We start from the raw sequence: 15,423 nt of genomic DNA, 5'->3' as shown, positions 1-15,423 counted from the left end.
GCCCCTATGGATATCGACAAACCCGATGATGTGCTGCTGATGCAGGCCTACCATGCCCAGGCAGGTCAAGCGCGCTGGGTGGTGACCTTGGGCTATGTCTGGCAAGCGGGCGGATGCCTGCCCGAAGCCCAGGCCTGGCCGTGGTTGCTGGCGCATTTTCCGGATGAGGCCTTTGATGCGGGTTTGAAAAAGACACGGGGCAGTTATGGCGTAGCGGGACAGGCCTGGGCGCCCCCTGGGCAGCACACGACGGCCATGGCGGTCCAGGTCCAATTGGGCCACTTGCAAAAAACCCTCCATGTGCATGGCACGCGTCGCTGGCAACACACGCTGGCAGGTTGGCGTGCCAGTGCTGCCGAGCCGTTTCAGTCGCTGCCCTTGACCCTGCGCCAGGCGTATGGTGGCGCAGGCTACAACGAAAACCCATACGGTTGCGGGTGGTTGAAAGACCCGGAGCAGGCGCAGGGTGTCTTGCTGCCTCATACCGAACATCCGGATACGCCGGTGCTTTCGCCGGCTGACCGATGGGGGCCGGCGATATTGACGCGTCTGCCCGCTGGCGCTGGCTCACGCATGCGTTGGGTGGGGACGGTGGATGAACGCTGGGAGAAAGAGCGCTTTCCCTGGCTGCCTGATGATACTGATCCGCGATTGTTCGATGCTTTTCCTCAGGATCAGGTACGGGATGGTTACTGGCAAGGCACGGAGTCCTGGCGTGTGCAGGGGATGCATCCGCAACGACCGGAAGTGTCGGGCCGCCTGCCAGGCCTGCGCCCCCGTTTGCTGCTGCGCAGAAAAGGGAGTGAACGGATTGAGGAGGCGGTCCTTGATCTGGATACGGTGTGGCTGTTTCCTCAAGATGAACGTGTCCTGATGCTGTATCGGGCCAGCATCCCGGTCCAGCGTGCCGATGCGGCCGATGTTGCCGCTGCGGCAGTCTTTACCGAGTACGCGCACGAGCCGGCTGGCAGCCTGCCTGATCTGCAGGCACGTTGGACAGCGCTGCATGCAGCCGCTGGTGCGCAGGGTATGGCGCACGAAACACCGCAGGACAAAGAGATGGAGCCGTTGAGCGACCTGCCGCAGATGGCCGACGCGTCGCAGGCGGACCCGCAGATCCTGGCCCAGTTGCAGGACAGCCTGGAGCAAGGTCGAGCGCAGGGCAATGCCTGGATTGCGGATATGGAAGAACGTCTGGCTCCGTATAGCCCGGTTTCCTTGCCGCGCATTGCGCCTTTGGCCGCTCTGGTTCTGAGCGAAAAGGCCGAGGATAGCGATCCGCTGCAAAGCATCGAACATGCCTTGCAACAGGGACAGGACCAGTTGCTGGCGCAGGTCAAGGACGTGGCCACGCGTCTGGAGCTGGATGAAAAGTCCTTGCTGGCGCTGGCGCAATTACCTCGCGCCCCCTCGACCTCCGGACCGGTGGACATGCTGGCCGAGATACAGGCTGCCAAGGCCGGTTGGGCCGATGTGCCGCCTTCCGCCTTTGATGCCTTGGAGGAGCAAGGGACTAGCCTGCACGCTGAGTTGGCCGAAATGGATCAGCGTCTGGACAGTCTGGCTGCCGAGCTGGCCGTGTTGCAGGCTGGGTTGGCTGCTCAAGGAGCACCGCAGCAGTTTATCGACACGCTGGAGCAATTTCATGCCCACCGACAGGCGGGCCATAGCCTGCGCGGGTGTCATCTGATGGGGCTGGATCTGCGGGGTGTGGAGCTCGACGGGGCCGATCTGAGCGGCGCCGTGTTGGAAGCATGCATTCTGGCGGGCAAAAGGATCGATGCATTGAATCTGACCGGTGCTCGTTTACAGAACTGTGATTTGCAGGGCGTTGTTCTGAGCGCGGCCCGACTGGCTGCTGGGCAATGGGAAAACTGCTCGCTGGAAGGTGGCGGCTTTGCCCAGGCACAGGCCGAGCGCCTGGGAATGACGAGTTGCCGTCTGGCAGGCAGTAATTGGCATGCCGCACAGTTGGATGGCGCTGATCTGTCGCAATGCACGCTGGATCGGGCGTGTTTCTCGCAAGCGGTATTACGGGGCGCCACTTTTTCCGGCGCGCAGGGCCACGCTGTGGACTGGGTGGGCGCGCAGATGGCCGATGTGCGCTTGGACAGTGGCTGCATCTTGCGTGAGGCCGATATGCGGTCTGCCGATATGCGGGGGGCCAGTATGCAGGACAGTGACTTGGGCGGCAGCCGCTTCGACCAGGCTGATCTGAGCGATGCTTTTTTACAGATCTGCGATTTACGCGCTGCGACGGGCTGGCAGGTGCAAGCTGCACGAAGCATTTTCAAAGAAGTGAATTGGACAGGAGCGCGCTGGCCTGGCGCCAATTTTCTGGATGCGGCGTTTGATTACGCCTTGATTGACCAAACCGATTGGCGTGGAGCCAATCTGTATGGAGCGCAACTGGGCAGTGCCACAGTGCGTAGCGTGGACTTGGAAGGGGCGCTGCTAGGCCATTTGCCTGACTGGGCCCGACACACACAAGGAGGTAAATCACGATGAGTTTGAGTGCAGAGCAGTTGCTGGCCCTGATCGAGCAGGGCCCAATTCGAGATCTGGATTTGTCCGGCGGTCAATATAGTGGTTTGAAATTCGACGGTTTGCGGGCGGACGGATTGAACCTGCGCGGTGCCGATCTGAGCGCCTGTGATTTATCGGATGCGGTGCTGGTCGACTGCCAGTTCCAGGGGGCGCGCTTGAGCGGGGCCGCACTGAGCCGGGCGCACTTTGAGCGCTGCGATTTCAGCGGCGCGGATTTGAGCGCGGCCTCTTTGGACGATGGCTGGTGGCTGCAGTGCAATTTGAGCCAGGTGCAGGCTAGTCAGGCACTCATGCACGGCGTGACCTGGCAACACTGCGATCTGAGGGGCTTGCGCCTGCCCGAGCAAATCGGGCCGGCCTTATGGATGGATTGTGAGGCGGCTGGCTTGCAGGCGGTGGCCGCGCAGTGGTTTCAGGTTCAGGTGCGTCGCACCAGTCTGGCGCACGCGCATCTGGCACAAGGCCGTTTCGAACAATGTGCGTTTGAGCATTGTGATCTGGAGCGAGCCGACCTGTCGCAGATTGTGGCTCCGTTTCTGTCGCTGGCTTACAGCACGCTGGATGGAGCCTGCCTGGACGGGGCCCGTCTGGAGGGGGCCATATTCAATTATGCACGCTTGCCGCAGGCCAGTGCGCGCGGAGCCCGTCTGGCACAGGCCAGACTGGGGCATACGCATGCGCAGGGGCTCTGCCTGTCGGGCGCCTGTCTGGAATATGCCGATGTGAGCTATGCGCGTTTGCAAGGGGCTGATCTGAGCAGCGCGCAGGCCAAAGGCATGCGCGTACACGGAGCCGATCTGCATCAGGTGTGCTGGGATGGCTGTGACAAGCAAGATCTGCAGGGTGACGATATCCCACGCCTGCAGGCCGAGCGCTGGCGTGCCGACGCGCGCTGGACTTTGTCGGCTCTATAAAAAGGAGATGCAGATGTCTTGTCTGAGTTCAGGTTCTGAGCAGCCGTCCATCGCGCAGGAGCCCTCGCAGGTCGCTCAGTGGCAAACCGTGCCGGCCAAAGTCTATGTCCAGGCCGGCCAGCGCTGGGGCGTGCTTGGCACGATGGGCAGTTGCTTTGCACCGCTGGCAGCCTCCTGCCTGTTGCAGCCACAAGTAGGCGATCTGGTCTTGCTGACGTTCGATGGGCGGCAGGCCTACATCCTGGCGGTGTTGGAGCGCACCGGTCAGACGGCGCAGCTGCATCTGCCCGCTGATACCGTGGTGCGCAGTGCTGGCAGCGTCCGTGTCCAGACTGGCGGCGGTTTGCATTTTCAAGCGGCGCAGGCCGTAGTGCTGCAAGGGGCGGATGTGGCGCTACAGGCGGAACAGTATCTGTTACAGGCCCGGAACGTGCATCTGGCCGGACAGTCCCTGCACAGCTATTTTGCACAGCGGCAGGAGTATAGCGGCCAGCGTCAGCAGGTCGATGGCCAGAGCCAGCTACATGCTGGTCAGCGCGTTACGCGTGTGGCGGGACACGATGACTATGCGGCTGCCTCTCAGCGGCTGGTCATCGAGCGGGATTGGCGTGTGCGGGCCCGCAGCGCTGAGCTGCGTGGCGCCCAACGTGTGGTCGTGGACGGCCAGCAGGTGCATCTGGGCTAGGCCCGGTATTGCCAAGGAGATTTTTATTTATGTTCATGCTCAACAATGGCGGGGCGCAGGCCAATGCAATTCCCGATGTGTGCAAGGTGCCGACTCCGGCCGGTCCCGTGCCTACGCCTTTTCCCAATCTGGCGACGACGCAGATGGCCCAGCCCTCGGGCTTGGTGCGCAATGTGCTGGTGGTCAATATGCCGGCTTTGAATCAGGCCAGCAAAATCATGATGAGCAGCGGTGATGAGGTTGGCACCGTCGGCGGCGTAGCCAGCAATCGAATCAAAGGTGAAGTGCAGTTCATGAACGGCAGCATGACGGTGATGGTGGGTGGCAAACCGGCTGTGCGGATGGGCTGCATGACGGGCCACAACGGCATGCCGGTCAATTCGGTCGGGACGGTGATCAGCCCTAGTCAAAGTACGGTGATGGTGGGGAGCTGAGGATGAGGCACAGTCATAGTGTTCGTATGGGTCGCCGCGCCGCGCTGGTCTTGCTGGCCGCACTGGTGTTGACCGGCTGCGGCATGTTCAAGACCAAGTCCAAGGACGAGGCCTTGAAGGATCTGCAGTGGGAGTACGAGCGTGATGCGCTGGTGCTGGAGGTCAATGCCGACCCACAGTTGAACACCTGGGGAGGGCAGGCGCATACGGTGCTGATGGTGGTGGCGCAGATGGTCGAACCCTCAGTGTTTGAGCCGTATTCAAGCAGGCCCGATCAGCTCTCCAGTCTGTTGATGGCCGATAGCGCGCCGACGGGTTTGCTCAGTCTGGATCGTATTTTTATCGAGCCGGGCGTCAAGCGGCGCATCCGGCTGGCACGCATGGACAAGGCCCGTTACGTCGCCGTCGCGCTGGGCTATCAGCACCTGGACCCCGCCCGCAGCACCCGTCTTTATCAGTTTGGCGCCAAGCTTGACAGCCATGGCCTGATGTTCCGTGAGTACGAGGCCCGGCCCGAGCCGTTGCGCATTCGTCTGCGGCTGGGCCCGCAAGCCATCATCGAGAGTCAGACTGATACTGTCATTCCGCCCCCGGCCACCTTGCCGGCAGCGGGCCCCTGGCCCGTCGGTCACCAACACCCATAGAGATTTCATGAGCGTTCATCCTTTGCAACCGATCTTCTGGCACCAGGGTCTGTTTTTGCAGCCCCAGCATTTCCAGCATAACGACAATCTGTTCTACCAGCGTCTGGCTTTATTCATGGCCCAGACTCAGCCGTACCCATGGGGTGTGCTGCAACTGGAGTTGGACGAGGCGGCATTGCAGACGCTGGATTTCAGGGTGCTGGCCTTAACAGCGCGGCTGCGCGACGGCAGTTTCATTCAGTATCCCGGCAATGCCGTGATTGAGTCGCGCGGTTTTGAACTGGCGGATCTGGCCACTGGCCGTACGGTGTACCTTGGACTGCGGCGCATGATGCCTGGCCAGGCAAATGTGAGTGTGGTTGACGATCCGGGCCAGGCTCAGACGGTGAGCACGCGCATGGTGGCGGCTGCCGATCCGGTCACGGTGGCGGATGATTACGCGCAGGGCCCTGAGGGGCAACTGGACTTGATGAATTACGTCTTGCGCGTGTTCTGGGACGAGGAATTGCCTCAGCTGGGTCACTATGAACTGCTGGCTGTGGCGCGGCTGGAGCAGGACGGGGATCAGGCGCGCTTGCAGCGCCAGTACATCCCCCCAGCCTGAATTTGTCGGCCAGTCCCTGGCTGATCGAGACGATACGACGCATCCGCGACGAGCTGACCGGACGCGCACGGCAGCTGGAAGTCTTTAAACCTGGCGGCTTGGGCAGGACGGAGGATCTGGACGGTAACCACCTGAGCTTGCTGGTGGCTTTGCAGGTGCTCAATCGTTATGGCCCCATGCTCAATCATGTGCTGGAGGCTCCGCAGACGCATCCCTGGCAGGTCTACGGCTTGTTGCGGCAGTTGGTCGGCGAGCTGTCCACGTTCTCGGAACGCTACGACATGATGGGCGAGACCCGGGACGGCAAGGTGCTGGCCCCGCCGTATCAGCACGAAGATCTGGCAGCGGGGTTTCACGCCATGAGCACCCTGATCAGCGCCTTGCTCAATGAAATTGTTGCGGCTCCTGAATTGCTGATCCGTTTGCAGCCTGTTGGCGCCAGCGCAGGCTTGTACGAGGCTGAGCTGCCGGACGCGTTTTTTGCCGCTCGGCAACGCTATCACCTGGTGGCCTATGCCGGAGTCGAGCAGCAAGAGCGTTTGCAATCGCTGGCGGGCGACTTCAAGCTGTGTGCTCCCGATCAGGTTGAATTGATGGTGACCCATTCGCTGGGAGGGGTCGAGCTGCTCAAACTGGCCGAACCGCCACGCGGCATTCCTCGTCGTCCGGGAGCCTTGTACTGCTACATCGATCCCATGTCGCCGGGCTGGGCGGCACTGGAGCAGACACGCGCAGTGTCCTTGGTTGCGCTGGGCGCGCCCGAGAACCTGCAGATTGAACTGATTGTCAGCAAATGGTGAGCGCGATGCCCGTGATACAGGACAGTAGCCTGGCTTCTTTCTTTTTGACGGTCATGCGTCAGGCGCGTACTCACTTTTCTCAGGAAGCCGATTCAGCCCAAAGCGGTGCGGCGTTGATCGAGGCGCTGGATCAGGCCTGCGCGCGCGCCCGTGAGCGCGGCTATGAACAGGCCGAGGTCGGCGCCGCCCTGTTTGCCATTGTGGCCTGGATTGACGAGGCGGCCATGACCAGTCCCTGGCCCGGAGCCGGACACTGGCGTTTGACGCCGTTGCAGCGTCATTACTTTGCCACCACGCGCGCTGGCAGCGAGTTTTATCAACGGCTGCAGGCCCTGCCCGAGAATGCCACGCAGGTGCGTGAGGTGTACGGCCTGGTGCTGGTTGCCGGATTCCAGGGTGAATATGCGGCGCGCGCGCCCGGTGAGTTTGAGTCCTGGCGAGTGCAGTTGCTCGAGCAGATACGTCATGAGCAGGGCATGCCGGGTTTTGCGGCGGGACAGGCGCTGTTTCCGCAGTCGGGTACCGGACAGGCCACGCCCCCGCGGCCAGCCGGGCGATTGACGGGGCGGCCCAGTGGATACACGGTGACGCTGCTGCTGGCACCCTTGCTGCTGGTGCTGGTGCTGTATCTGTATCTGGATCACTCACTGGCCAATCTGGCCAGCGCTTTGTTGATGGACCATTGATATGTTGAAACGAAGTTTGCGTGTGCTGGGCTTCTTGGCGCTGCTGCTCGTGCTGACGGGGCTGGCCTGGTTGTATGTGATGCACAAGGGCTGGCCGCTGTGGGCCTTGCCAACGCTGGTGCTGGTCGCGCTGTTGCTGATCTGGCTGGCTGCGGGGCTGCGTCGGCGCTGGCTGGCGTGGCGTTTGCGCCGGCGTCTGGCGCGGGACATGCCGCGTGTGGCGGGCAGCCAGCATGCCGCGTTTGACGCCCAATGGGGAGCCGGCTTGCAGGTGCTGCGTCAGGCACGACTGGGGGGACGGCGTTCATCGTTGTATGCCTTGCCCTGGATGCTGAGCCTGGATGTTGGACCTTGCCAGACTCAGGACGATTATGCCCGGCTCGCGGTGCAATCGCTGCCCGCAGCGGGGCCAGGCCTGGATCAGGGCTTGGGCTGGTTTTTCATGAAAGCCAGTGTCATGGTGTGGGCTGGGCCGGTGCTCGGCGCGGATGAGCACACGGCCCAAGAAGCGGCATGGTCGCGTCTGTTGCACCAACTGATGCGCACGCGCCGACGCGAGCCGCTTAACGGCTTGGTTTTCAATATCGACTTGTCCTGGCTATTGCAGGCCAATCAGGAACAGTTGCAGGCGGCGGGCAAGCAGATGCGGGCTCGCCATGATGCCTTGGCGCGTGTTTTTCAGGCGCGCATTCCTGTCTGGCTGATGTTGCAAGGGGGCGAGAAGGTTCCCGGTCTGTCTGCCTGGCTGCAGCAATTGCCGCCCGAGGTCTACGATCAGGCGCTGGGCTATATGGTGGGCGGACAAGGGGCCGAGCAGGGCTCGCTGCAGTTTCTGGCGCAGGCGTTCGAGTCCGTGGGGCGACGAATGGCGCAATTGCGGATTGTACTCGGTCAGCATGGAGTGCAGCCTGCGCCGGTGTTTGAATTGCCCGAACGTATCGCGGCACAACAAGCCATCCTGCAAGACTTGCTGGCCCCGGCTTTCGAGGCCACGCCGTATTCGGCCACCCCTTTATTGCGTGGCCTGTACTGGCAGGTGCGCACTCCGCATCAAACTCGTGAAGGCATTGCCTTTGCCCGCGACGTGCTCGATCGCATCCTGCCGTCTTGCCGGTATGGCTGGCAAGTCTTCGACCGCTGGTCGCCCTGGCGCCGTGTGTTGCGTCATTCTCTGGTTCTGGCCTGGCTGCTCTTGTGTGGTGCGCTGGCAGGCGGCTTGTTTTACTCCAGTGAACGTGCCCGCTCGAGTTTGCAAGCCTTTGCGGCCCAACCGTTGCAGCAGCTCGAAACACGCATGCAAAAGGGTGCGCTGGACGAAGATGTGCAGTCGCTCAATATCTGGCGCAGTGCCATTGGCAGGCTGGACAGCGCCAATCACGGCATCCAGGCCTGGTTGCCGTTTCAGGGCCATGTGCGCCAGGTACAGCAGTTTTACCAGCAACGTTTTGTGGATGCGTTCCGGCGCGAAATCCTGCAGGCGTTTCTGGACCCATTGATTGTGCAGGATCTGCCACGCGTCAGTCGTAGCGGCAGCGAGACAGAAGTGGCTGCCTGGAGTCAGTATTTGGTGCGTCGCATCAATCTGGTGGCCGGCCAGTTACGCGGCAGCCCGCTTGAAGGTCGGCCTTTGCCGGGCATGGAGCTGGCGACCTTGTATGGCGACTCGGCCTCCCGGCAAGTCGGTCTGCAGACGGGTGTGCTGCTTGGTCAACAATATGTGGATTATCTGCGCTGGTCCCCCGAGCGGGTTCAACTGCAAGGGGAGCTGGATGCGTTGCAGGCTGCGCTGCGCCAGTTGGGCTTGCGTGCTCGCTCGCCCTCCTGGTTGCTGGCCTGGGCGGATTTTCAAAACAGCATCCGCCCGATTACGCTGGCGGATTTCTGGAGTGTCCGGCCCGATGCTAGGGCGCCTGTGATCGCTGCCGGTTTGACGCAGACCGGTACGGCAGCGATCTCGGGTTTTGTCCAGGAGCTGGCCGAAGCCTCGGGTGAGCGCAGTTTCTGGATGGGGCAAAGTGATGTGCTGGAACAGGGTTTCCGGCAACTGTCCTACGACGCCTGGTATCGCTTCATTGTGCGCTTTAACGATGCCCGTTTTTATTTGCAGACCGAATCGGATTGGGATGGCGCCATCAGCAGTCTGTTTTCAGTGGCTGATCCCTATGCCCGTCTTTTTGAAGCGGTCGATGGGCTGTTTCAGCAGGTGCCTGCCGGAGAACGCCCGGCTTGGGTGGCTAGCATGCTGACGTTGCAGCAACTGCGTCTGGCCGCCCGTCAGGCCCCCGCCCAGGAGGGTCTGGCAGGCTGGCTGGATCAGGCTCAACGCGTCAATGCACTGGGGCATGTGGGGCTGCGCTCGGTGCAGCAGGGGGAGTCGTTGACACAAAGCGTGCAGGGCGTCAGCGCCAGTCTGGCGGGCATTGCGCCGTTGCGTGCCTATCAGACTCAACTTGCCGATGCGATCAAGCGCTTGTTGCAGGGGCCGGGCAGCGCGCAGGAACTGGCACGCCAGACCTGGGGGTTTGGACAGGACCCGCAAGTGCAAGAGTCGTTGCTGCACGATGCCCAACACAGTCTGGATGACTTGCGCACCCAGTTGCAGCGCGATACAGCCCGTGAGGATGCCGTGTGGACTCTGATGCGTGGACCGCTGGCCTTGGTGCTGGATTACACCGCCCGGCGCACCGCCTGCGGTTTGCAGGATCAATGGGCCGCTTCGGTCTTGAGTGTGGTACAGGGTGTGCGCAGTCCCGTCCTGGCCTATGAACTGTTGTACGGTGATCGTGGCACCGTGCCTCAGTTCTTGCAGGGTGATTTGCGCTACTTTGTGAGCCGTGATGCGCAAAGTTACGGACCGCGCAGTGCGCTGGGGCAGAGCATGCCGCTTAGTGGGCAGTTCTATGCCTACGCGAACGCCGTTCAGGCGCGGCAGGTGGCGCATGCCGAAACGCGCCTGCACGATGAACAGGCGGCGCGTGTGCGCGGTAGCCAGATCGAAACCTTGCAGCAGGAGCTGGCTGAGCTGGATAAACAGGCCAAAGCGGTTCAGTCCTTGGCCGCTGCCGTTGTGATCGATGCCGAGCCGCCGCTGCTCAACACCGGGGCGCGTCAATTGCCTCAACGCACCCGCCTGAGTTTGCAATGTGCCAGCGGTGTGACGCGGCTGGATAACTTCAACTTCCCCTCCAGGGCTACCTTTGCATGGGCACAGGGGCAGTGTGGTGATGCAGTGCTGCAGATTCAGTTTCCAGGCTTTGTGCTGGAGCGGGTCTATCCGGGCGCAGAAGGCTTTATCGACTTTTTGCACGAGTTCAGCAGTGGTGAGCACCGTTTCCAGGCCAGCGACTTCCCGCAGCAAGAAGAGCGTCTGATCGATGCCGGCGTACAGTGGCTGGTCTTGAACTGGCGTTTGCAGGGGCAACGTAATCTGGTGGATAACGTGAACCAGTTGCATCGCATTCAGGCCCGACAGGCTCAGATCAACGAGCAATTGCTGACCCTGCGCGAGGCGCAGTCCGGCGTGAGCAGTCCGATGGCGCAACCGAGCTGGACGCAGGATCTGGTGCCCGAGCGCATTGTGACCCAGTGCTGGCGTTCGCCAGTAACGGTGTTTCAGGAGGAGGGACCATTGCCGCCCGATTCGGCCCCGACTGCACCGGCACCGCAAAAGCAGGCTGTTCAGCCCGCTTCAAAACGGGCCGCCAAACCTGCGCCCGAGCAAGTGGCGGCCTCATTAGCGACGCCGGCTCAGGAGCGGTCGCAGCAGGGCTGGCGTGTTCAGGTGGGGGTGTTTGCCGATCCCCGCGCTGCCGTTGAGCAATTGGATGCGCTGGGGATTGACGCCGTGCAGATTCCCTTGCCTCGTCCGGGACGCAAAGATCTGTACCGGGTGCAAAGCCCGGTTTATGACAGCCGCGAACAAGCCCGCATCGTGGCCAGGCAGATTGCCCAGGCCTTGCGGGTCAACCCGGAATTAGTGCCTGGCGATCGTTAAGCCAGTGCTGGTAGGCCAGCAGCCCATGCTGGTCCATGCTTTCCCGGGCCTGCTGCCAGTGTTGGCTGGCCAGGTCCGGGCATTGGCGCTGTAGCCAGATATCGCCGCGCAGACACTGTATTTCTGGAATCATCAGCACGGAACCGTGTTGTTCGCTGATCTGTTCGGCTTCGGCCAATACGGCAAACGCGGCGTCGTCGCGCGCCAGGCTAAGCAGGGCGCGAGCCAGCATGCACAGTTGTCCTTCCACAGCAACAGGCATATCCATGCGTATACGTTCGATCGCGGCCTGCATGGGCTCAATCAGGTCCGCGTTGCGGGTCTGTAGCACAGCGGGTAGTAATTGATGCATCTGCGCCAGTGCAATCCAGACCGTATCGGACTTGGCCGGTGACTGCGTTCCAGTCAACGTCAAACTCTCCTGAGCCATTTCCTGCAGATTTCCGGCCAGGTAGTAAATACGCATCAGATGTAGCCGGGAGGCAATGGCGCCCGCCAAAGGATGATGGTGGTAGCTGGCCAGGGTGATGGCGTGGCGGGCATTTTGCAAACCAGTGGAAAAATGGCCTTGTAAGGCCTGACACAATCCCAACGAGGCATAGGCCAGCGCCTGCGAGGGCTTCTGGGATGGCAGGGCCTGGGCATCCTGGGGTTCAGCCGACATGCCGATCAACGGCAGGGCCCGCACCAGCAACGTTTCTGCCTGTACCGGATCGCCCCGCCACAGGCGATGCTGGGCCAATGCGTACCAGGCCCAGCCTTGCCAAGCCTCGTTGAGTTGATCCTGAGACAAGCGCAGTACTTTTTCGGCAATCGGCAAGGAGCCGTCCAATTGTCCGCGATTGTGGCGGGTCAACCATTCGCCCCACAGGCTGGCCAGCAAGGTCAGGGGCTCTTCAGGGTCCCTCAGCTCGTTGACCTGCTCGAAGGCTTCTACCGAACGGGGAGAGCCCGGGCCCGTGGCCGCGGTGCTTAAGGAGGCTTTAGTCAGGTGCAGTGCAAAACTGGTTTGTGAATGCACGGTGGGATCGGCGATGAAGCGCCGGCTGCGTAAAGCCTGTGACAGGTAGCGCTCGGCTTCCTGTAACTGGCCGTGTTCGAGTGCGTGCTCGATGGCGCGTTGCCACCACTGGACCGTATCCTGGTAGCGAACTTGCCCCAGTAGGGTGGCAATAGCCGATGGCGCGTGATTATGCTCGACCATATGCTCGGCCAGCCGTCGTCCGAGTCGTTCACGCTCGGGACGGATAATGAGCTGGCGCAGACAGTTGCCCAGTATATCGGGGCAGCGCCAGCGGGATTGCTCGGTGGACATCAACCATTCATGCTGCTCCAGGATCTGCAAAGCGGTACGGATGGTCGATTGGGGTTGCTCCAGCAAACGGCTGGCAAGGCGCTCGTCAATATTGGGCAGCAGGGCTGCCAAGTAGGCCAGTTCGCGTTGGAGCGGCGTCAGGCGGCGCAAATGGGCGGCGCACTGGTCCAGCAAGCGCGGCACCAGGGTCAGGTCCTGACCGAGCTGATATAAGTGCAGCAGTTCGCGTGCCAGCATGGGGCTGCCTTCACTGTGCTCGATGATGTGCGTGCGAATATCGCGAGGCAGCTTGATCGAGCGGCTGCGCTGACTGATCAGTTCATTCATGTCCTGGTGGGCGAGTGCGCCAATCCGCAAGGGCAGGACAGGCCAGGACTCGGGCAAGGCCTGGCGAGAGGTGGCCACGATGCGCAGCCGCTCCTCGCCTGCCAGCAGACGCTGCAACAATTGTAGGCTGGCGGCATCACACCAGTGCAAGTCCTCCCAGGTCAGCAACAAGGTCTGGTTCCGACAAAGCGCGTGCAACAGGGCCAGCAAGACGTGTTGCGTTTGTTCACGCACTACGCTCTGGCCGAGTGTGGACGGTTCAATCAAGGTCTGATGCAGAATATCGGCCTGCGCAACGCTCAGGTCGTACTGGGCCATCAATCGTTGATGTAGCTGCGTGTCCTGCTCGCCGTTACGGGTGTCGGCGGTATTCGGTGTGACATATCGCAGCTCTTTTTGCAGCCAGCGCAGTACCGGCGCGTAAGGGCTGCGTACATCATTTTCCTGGGTCTGCAGCGCCACGACGGCACCTTCCACATTGCGCACATAGTCCTGCAGCGAACGCAGCAGCTTGGTCTTGCCCATTCCGGTATGACCATGCAGCAACAGCATGCGTGGCGCCGCGCTAAGACGACCGCTCCAGTATTGAAGCAGAATATCGAACTCGCGCAGCCGTCCGTGAATGCGGCCGGTATCGGTGGCGGTTTCGCTCAGGCGTAACTGGTATGAGGATGGTTCTTTGCCTGATGGCAAGGCCTCCAGAGACCAGGACGACAGGCGTGCAGCCGCCTGACTGCTGAGCAAGACCGCCCCATTGTCTGCTTGCCAGGCCAGGGAAATGACGGATTGGCAGAGCAAATGGTGTGCGTTGATGGGCGTGGTCGGATCAATGGGCAGTACATCAGCATGAACGGCCAGGCCAAGACTGACTTGGGCTGGCCGGCTGAGACCGGCCAGCGTGCGCGCCAGGGTCAGGGCAGGGGCCACGGGACGCTCATTGATGGCGGGGTAGCCGAAATGCGCCAGCAAGGTGGCGTTATGTTCCTGTTCTATCCAGGCCCCGTGTTCGCGAGCACAGCGCACCACCCGCTCATGCGTTTCGCGCAGGAGAAAGGTTCTGGTTTCGTAATCCGTCTCCATGGAATCGTCGCCGCTGTCAGGGTTGGGGCGCCAGCCAATGGCAATGGCTACCGTAGCCATGGCCCGAAAGTGGTAGCCTTCGGGATCGGACGGCCCATGTAAGGCGGGCGCTGCGTTAACACCGGTGCCCAGCAAAGCGCGCGTCTGTGCGTCAGGTTGTACACCCAGACGCTGCTGGAGCACATCGCAACATTGCTGATAGGCCAGCATGGCCGCGTCATGATCATTGTCCTGCACCAAAAGTCGGATAAGTAAGCGGTGGCAGGATTCATCCTCAGGCCACAGATTGACCCAGGTTTTGGCATACGCCAGGGCTGCCTGCTGCTGTTCGCTGGCCATCAATGCCTTGATCAGATGGTGTCGGCATTGCGCCAGCTCGATGTCCAGGCGTGCATTCCAGTTGTTGTGCCAGCTCATCAAACTGTCACTACCGGGCAATTTAAGGCCCTCCAGAAATGGACCTTGGTACAGGCTTAGTTTGTTGCGCGCTTCGTCCAGCTCGGTCGCCGTGGAACTGCCTATGTACAGAACGTCACTCCAGACGGTATCGGACTCCAGTGTCAGGCTTGCCGTGGAGCTGAGCAGCACCTTGGACAGGGGGCCAATGCCTGACGCAACACATACAAGGCATGGCGCACCCGAGCGCGCCCCTGCTCGGGGTCGCTCTCGGGCCAGAGCATATCGGCCAGCTTGACTCGTGCTATTGCCTGGCCCTGTGCCAGCACCAAAAGAGCGAGCAGCAGCTTGACCTTGTCATAACTTAGCAGGTGACTGCGGTCCTGCCCGTCGATCAATAAACGAAAGGTTCCCAAACAATAGAGTTCAATTCGGTTGGGACTCTGTCTCGAGATCCCCGTTTGCATTCCCATCTTGTTTTCCATCCCTGCCGACTGCACCCTGCGTTAGTAAATGTTAGAGTGATGCAACAAAAGGCTTCATTCTGGTTTGCAGGCGTTTATTTTTGGTTTAACCGGGAAGGAAACCTGATCCCCAATACCGCTATGAGGGACCCATCAAGCTTGGCCGCGCGAACACAAGGCATGCAGCGGGCCGCGTCGGCTTGTAACAAAACTAATTAGGCCTCTGATTTATTACGCGGCTGTGGCAAAACCCAGATCACATGGGGGGCGATAATTGGCTGTTAATGGCTTTGTGAGGGTTACGGCGGCTCAAACGCGACATCACATGGCGCTGAAAAAACGACTATTGGCGGGCCGGTCTGCGTAGCAGGATCGACGGGAGCAGGGTACAGGTCCCGATAGAATGGCGTCGCTCCGGCCGTGCTCAGATTCGCCAGAAATGTCGCGCATGGCTGGTCTTGCGCTTTGCACGCAAGGCTCAGGGCGGTTGCCCTTGTCGGCTCGGGTCTGCGCCCCAATCTTATGGTGCTTTC

General features: G+C 61.3%; 9 protein-coding genes and 1 pseudogene. 8 read left to right on the top strand and 2 right to left on the bottom strand.

What is annotated here, in order from left to right; translation table 11 throughout:
* The first annotated feature begins 6 nt into the window (after positions 1–6).
* The 8 genes and pseudogenes from FE795_RS09325 to FE795_RS09285 all read left to right on the top strand — a co-directional run bounded on the left by FE795_RS09325 (position 7) and on the right by FE795_RS09285 (position 11,308).
* Positions 7–2,508, top strand: coding sequence for a DUF2169 family type VI secretion system accessory protein (locus FE795_RS09325; RefSeq protein ID WP_131070586.1), 2,502 nt, complete (start codon positions 7–9; stop codon positions 2,506–2,508).
* Entirely contained in the window at positions 2,505–3,461 is a 957-nt protein-coding gene (locus FE795_RS09320) for a pentapeptide repeat-containing protein (protein WP_131070585.1), read from the top strand. The genes FE795_RS09325 and FE795_RS09320 overlap by 4 nt, the downstream gene beginning before the upstream one ends.
* 13 nt (positions 3,462–3,474) lie before the next feature.
* Positions 3,475–4,146, top strand: coding sequence for a DUF3540 domain-containing protein (locus tag FE795_RS09315; protein WP_165477511.1), 672 nt, complete (start codon positions 3,475–3,477; stop codon positions 4,144–4,146).
* A 29-nt stretch (positions 4,147–4,175) separates the two neighbouring features.
* Entirely contained in the window at positions 4,176–4,580 is a 405-nt protein-coding gene (locus tag FE795_RS09310) for a DUF4150 domain-containing protein (RefSeq protein WP_094196774.1), read from the top strand.
* 2 nt (positions 4,581–4,582) lie between these two features.
* The gene (gene tssJ, locus FE795_RS09305) at positions 4,583–5,224 is read left to right on the top strand and encodes a type VI secretion system lipoprotein TssJ (protein ID WP_094196773.1); all 642 of its coding nucleotides are present in this window, start codon (positions 4,583–4,585) and stop codon (positions 5,222–5,224) included.
* 7 nt (positions 5,225–5,231) lie between these two features.
* Positions 5,232–6,628, top strand: a pseudogene (gene tssK / locus FE795_RS17450) (type VI secretion system baseplate subunit TssK).
* 5 nt (positions 6,629–6,633) lie between these two features.
* Positions 6,634–7,314, top strand: a complete 681-nt coding sequence (locus FE795_RS09290; RefSeq protein WP_081050039.1) for a DotU family type IV/VI secretion system protein — start codon at positions 6,634–6,636, stop codon at positions 7,312–7,314.
* Position 7,315: 1 nt separating this feature from the next.
* Entirely contained in the window at positions 7,316–11,308 is a 3,993-nt protein-coding gene (locus tag FE795_RS09285) for a type VI secretion protein IcmF/TssM N-terminal domain-containing protein (protein ID WP_219234839.1), read from the top strand.
* On the opposite strand, the gene FE795_RS09280 is transcribed toward FE795_RS09285, so the two are convergent.
* Together FE795_RS09280 and FE795_RS09275 are read right to left on the bottom strand one after the other, a co-directional pair.
* Complete coding sequence (locus FE795_RS09280; protein WP_219234837.1) at positions 11,277–14,618, bottom strand: AAA family ATPase; 3,342 nt, start codon at positions 14,616–14,618, stop codon at positions 11,277–11,279. The genes FE795_RS09285 and FE795_RS09280 overlap by 32 nt on opposite strands.
* A complete protein-coding gene (locus tag FE795_RS09275) occupies positions 14,591–14,842 on the bottom strand; it encodes a hypothetical protein (RefSeq protein ID WP_219234836.1) in 252 nt (83 codons plus the stop codon). The genes FE795_RS09280 and FE795_RS09275 overlap by 28 nt, the downstream gene beginning before the upstream one ends.
* Between the last annotated feature and the right edge of the window lie 581 nt (positions 14,843–15,423).

The sequence above is a fragment of the Alcaligenes ammonioxydans genome, from assembly GCF_019343455.1.
GTDB lineage: Bacteria > Pseudomonadota > Gammaproteobacteria > Burkholderiales > Burkholderiaceae_B > Alcaligenes > Alcaligenes ammonioxydans.
The sequence above is the reverse complement of the archived record's forward strand: the minus strand, read 5'-3'. Positions and strand labels throughout refer to the sequence as shown.

What these genes read in the sequence shown, in the direction of transcription:
- FE795_RS09320 (WP_131070585.1), top strand. Translation starts at nt 2,505, where the DNA reads ATGAGTTTGAGTGCAGAGCAGTTGCTGGCCCTGATCGAGCAGGGCCCA.
- FE795_RS09290 (WP_081050039.1), top strand. Translation starts at nt 6,634, where the DNA reads ATGCCCGTGATACAGGACAGTAGCCTGGCTTCTTTCTTTTTGACGGTC.
- FE795_RS09310 (WP_094196774.1), top strand. Translation starts at nt 4,176, where the DNA reads ATGTTCATGCTCAACAATGGCGGGGCGCAGGCCAATGCAATTCCCGAT.
- FE795_RS09325 (WP_131070586.1), top strand. Translation starts at nt 7, where the DNA reads ATGGATATCGACAAACCCGATGATGTGCTGCTGATGCAGGCCTACCAT.
- tssJ (WP_094196773.1), top strand. Translation starts at nt 4,583, where the DNA reads ATGAGGCACAGTCATAGTGTTCGTATGGGTCGCCGCGCCGCGCTGGTC.
- FE795_RS09315 (WP_165477511.1), top strand. Translation starts at nt 3,475, where the DNA reads ATGTCTTGTCTGAGTTCAGGTTCTGAGCAGCCGTCCATCGCGCAGGAG.
- FE795_RS09285 (WP_219234839.1), top strand. Translation starts at nt 7,316, where the DNA reads ATGTTGAAACGAAGTTTGCGTGTGCTGGGCTTCTTGGCGCTGCTGCTC.